The organism is Spirillospora sp. NPDC046719 (assembly GCF_040645715.1).
Taxonomy (GTDB): Bacteria; Actinomycetota; Actinomycetes; order Streptosporangiales; family Streptosporangiaceae; genus Spirillospora.
In genome coordinates this window covers 1-3,954 of sequence record NZ_JBEYYT010000653.1, presented here as the reverse complement: position 1 = coordinate 3,954, position 3,954 = coordinate 1, and the positions used below count along the sequence as shown (strand labels likewise).

At 77.2% G+C, this 3,954-nt stretch carries 4 protein-coding genes; all 4 read right to left on the bottom strand.

Going from position 1 to position 3,954, the window contains the following annotated elements; genetic code table 11:
• Positions 1-90: 90 nt before the first annotated feature.
• Positions 91-822, bottom strand: coding sequence for an FHA domain-containing protein (locus ABZ914_RS48080; protein WP_500201315.1), 732 nt, complete (start codon positions 820-822; stop codon positions 91-93).
• A gap of 4 nt (positions 823-826) precedes the next feature.
• A complete protein-coding gene (locus ABZ914_RS48075) occupies positions 827-2,248 on the bottom strand; it encodes a vWA domain-containing protein (protein ID WP_500201314.1) in 1,422 nt (473 codons plus the stop codon).
• Positions 2,245-3,165, bottom strand: coding sequence for a PP2C family protein-serine/threonine phosphatase (locus ABZ914_RS48070; RefSeq protein ID WP_500201313.1), 921 nt, complete (start codon positions 3,163-3,165; stop codon positions 2,245-2,247). Before ABZ914_RS48070 ends, ABZ914_RS48075 begins: the two co-directional genes overlap by 4 nt.
• A gap of 2 nt (positions 3,166-3,167) precedes the next feature.
• Positions 3,168-3,954, bottom strand: a 787-nt coding sequence (locus tag ABZ914_RS48065) for a tetratricopeptide repeat protein (RefSeq protein ID WP_500201312.1), incomplete at its 5' end; no start/stop codon positions are given.

Below are 3,954 nucleotides of genomic sequence, written 5' to 3'. Positions count from 1 at the left end.
CGGCGGGCACGGCGTCCGCGCCGGGCGGGGGCGCCGGCGTCCCGGGAGGGCGGGCGCCGGGCGGCGCCGCCGGCTGCGCGGGCGTCATCGTCATGGCGGGCCCTCCTGAAGGGACAGGGTGATGGTCGTCCAGGCGCCGACGTGGACGCGGTCGCCGTCGCCGAGCGGGACCGGCGTGTTCACCGCGATCGGGTCGGCGCCGCCGTTCACCGTCGTCCCGTTGGTGGAGCCGGGGTCGACGAGCAGCCAGCCGCCCTCGGGCCGGGCGAGCAGCACCGCGTGCAGGTGCGAGACGCCGGGGTCCTCGGGCGGGCCGCCGAGGTCGATCTCCGGGACGGTCGCGCGGGACGCGCTGCGCCGGCCGATCCGGATCTGCTCGCCGCGCAGCGGGACGCGGCGCTCCGGGCAGTACGGCGGGAACTCCAGCGACGCCGAGTCGGGGCCCTCCTGCGCGATCACCGAGGCGTAGTAGTCGCGGTCGGCCGTGACCACCGCGTGCCAGCGCGCGGGGGCCTGCGGCGCCGGTCCGGGGACCTCGTCGGGGGCCTCGCCGGCCTGGGCGGTGCTGGTCGCGAAGTCGTAGCCGCAGTTCTCGCAGAACCGGCCGCTGCGGGGGGTGCCGCAGTCGGGGCACTCCTCGGACTCCGGTGCCTCCTCCGGCGCCGGGCGGGAGGCCGCTCCCGCCCCGGCGGGGTCGGCGATCGAGACGGCGCCGTGCTCGACCATGGTGAACTCCGCGCGCGGCGCCCCCTCCATGAGGTCGCCGCACACGTCGCAGTAGTCGTCGGCGGCGGACACGTGCCCGTTCGCGCAGACCGGCATGGCCTCAGCTCCCGGCCTCGTCCGGCGGCGTGCCCGGCCGCGTACCCGGCGGGGCGCTCGGGGGCTCGCTCGGCGGCGCGCTCGGCGGCTCGCCGGGGGCCCTGGGCGGCGGCGCGTCGTCCTTGCGCGTCCGGGCCGTCCGGACGGTCCGCACCGAGCGGGTGTCGAGCGACATCTCGTCCGCCTTCGACACGTCCGACTTCAGCCGGACGGTCCCCGTCGCCGGGTCGATGACGTCCACCACCTTGTCGAGCAGGCCCGCGATCTGCTCGTTGCCGACCTCGCGGGCGAGCACCACGGCGCGGCCGAGCCGGGCCGTCGCGGTGTCCTCATCGCCCTCGCGCCGGGCCTCCAGCCCCTCCTGGATCGCGTCGGCCAGCTCCGACTGCCCGGTGTGGTGCGCGACCCGCCCGTTGATCCGCGTCGAGCGGGCCTCGTCGTCGGTCCACTCGGCGAGGACGTTCCCGGACGCCAGCACCCGCTCGGCCTCGCCGCCCGCGCCCGGCGCGATCAGCTTCACCCACGCCGCGCGCATCTGCCGCCCGATGTCGCCCGGCGGGACCTCCACGCACAGGTGGTACTCGCGGTTCTCGCTGCCCCACGCGCCGAGCGGGTAGTCGACGGTCTGCGTCCCCGACTCCGCCCGCCGGGCCGTCAGGTCGTCCACGGTCGGCACCATCTGCTTGAGGAACCGCAGCTCCGCGTTCTGCGGCGTCCACACGCGCAGCGCCACGTCCGCGAGCTGCTTGCCCATCGCCGCCCGCGTCATCGCGAGGAAGTCGGCCTCCAGGTCCTTCGGGTCGGGGACGTCCAGGAACCCGCCCAGCAGCGCCGAGGTGATCTTGCGCAGCTCGGCGACCTCCCAGTCCGTGCCGACGCCGCGCGCGTCGCACAGGAAGTGCCCGGTGCACTGCCGCAGCGCCGCGTCCAGCTCCTCGGCGCTCTCGTGCTGGTTCTTGCCGTCGGTCAGCAGGATCGCGTGCTTGACGAGGCCGTCCTGCCCCTCGAACAGCCGGTCCGCCAGCCGCAGCCACGACCCGATCGCGGTGCCGCCCGCCGCGTCCAGCCGCGCGACCGCGTTCGCCGCGCTGCGCCGCGTCGACGCGCTCGCCTCGACCAGCCGCTCCCCCTGCGGGTAGATCATCCGCGGCCGGTTCGCGCCCGCGACGACCGCGAACCGCACCCCGTCCCGCAGCACCTCGACGGCCGCCTTCGCCGCGCGCCGCGCCGCGGCCATCTTGCCGCCGTACGACATCGACCCGGACGTGTCGATGATGATGACCTCCGCGGCGCCGCCCTCGGCGGGCGGTCCGGTGTCGCCGTCCGCGCGGGACTCGACGGTCACGATGGCGTGCATCTCGCGGCCGCCCGCCGGGAGGTAGGGGTTCTGGTCCACGCGGATCGTGAACTCGGGACGTTCGCTCATCTGCCGGGCTCCCTCGTCGGGTCGGGCGGCGGGAACTCGATGACCACCACCGTCACGTTGTCGTGTCCCCCCGCGTCCAGCGCCGCCCGCACCAGCCGCCGCGCCGCCCCCAGCGGCCCCGCCTCACCGCCCGCCCCGCCGAGCGCGACCGACGCCAGCGCCGCCGCGTCCGGGAGATCGTTCCACAGCCCGTCGCTGCACATCAGCACGAGTCCCGGGCCGTCCGGCTCGAACGCGGCCACGTGCGCCTCGAACGCGCCCGCGTCCGCCCCCATCCACGCCGTCAGCATGTGCGCGCGGCGGTCCGTCCAGGCCGCGTCGGCGGTCAGCTCGCCCCGCGCGACCGCCCGCACCGCCCACGAGTCGTCCGTGGTCAGCGGGAACGACTCCGCCGCCGACAGCCAGTAGGCGCGGCTGTCGCCGAGCCAGGCGATCGTGACCCGGTCCGCCGCCACGACCGCCGAGACGAACGTGCAGGCCGGGCCGGGGCCGTCGGCGTCGGCGAGGGCCGCGACGGCCTCGCCCGCCCGCCCGGCGGCCTCCCGCGTCGCCTCGTCGGGGGCCGCGCCCGCCGCGATCCGGTCGAGCAGCACCGCCGACGCCGTCTGCGCCGCGGCGCGCGCCGCCTCCCGCGACCCCGGCGCCGTCGCGACCCCGTCGCAGACGACCCCGCACGCCCCGTGCGGCAGCGCCGCCAGCGCGAACGCGTCCTCGTTGCGGACGCGGCGCAGCCCCGGGTCGCTGATGCCGGCGCCCAGCGCGGGCCGCCCGTCCACCACCAGGTGCGCCTCGGCGTGCTCGTCGGCGCCCGGCTGCCGCAGCCCGCACCGCTCGCAGAAGCCGTCCGCCGTGACGGCCCAGCTCCCGCAGTCGAGGCAGGCGGCGTCCCCGCGCGCCGCGTTCCCGTGCCCGATCATCGTCAGAACAGCGTCCTCGGGCGGACGGCGTTGGCGCGCTTCACCATCGCGTGGCGGTGTCCCGGTCCGTCCGCGAGCTTGGCGAGCACCCGGTAAGTCTCCTCCAGCTTCGCCCGCAGTCGAGGCTCTTCCAGCGGGATGCCGAGGATGTCCTTTTCCGGTCGCAGCTGCGCCGGGGTCCGGTCGGCGCGCAGCCAGCCGAGCGCGGCCTCCAGCACCTCCGCGACGAACGCCGAGTACCGCTCGGTGTCCAGCCGCAGCGACCGCAGCCGCCGCCCCGCCTCCACCAGCGCCGCCGCGTTCAGCTCCCCGGCCGGACGCCCCCGCACCGCCGCCCCGACCGCGCCGAGCTGCGCGGCCAGGTAGTGGCTGGAGATGCGCGGCACCGAGTCCAGCACGCGTCCCGCGCTGCCCCGGTCGCCGCCCGCCAGGTACGCGCGGGCCAGCCCGAACGCGGCGCTGACGTGCGTCGGGTCGGTGCGCCAGACCGTCGCGTAGAAGCGCCCGGCGGCCACGTGCTCGCCCAGCAGCTCCTTGCAGAAGCCGAGCGCGAGCTTCGGCGCCTGCTCGCCCGGCATCAGGTCGTACAGGTCGGAGAACACGGCGGCGGCGTCGGCGGCGCGGCCGTCCGCCAGCGCGCGGGCGCCCCGGTACCAGTCGACCCGCCAGTCGTCGGGCTGCTCGGCCTCCAGCTCCCCCAGCAGCCGCGCGGCGACGTCCAGGTCGCCCAGCTCGATCCGGACCCGGACCAGCGCGAACCGCACCTCCCGCGACGCCACCGGCGCGGCG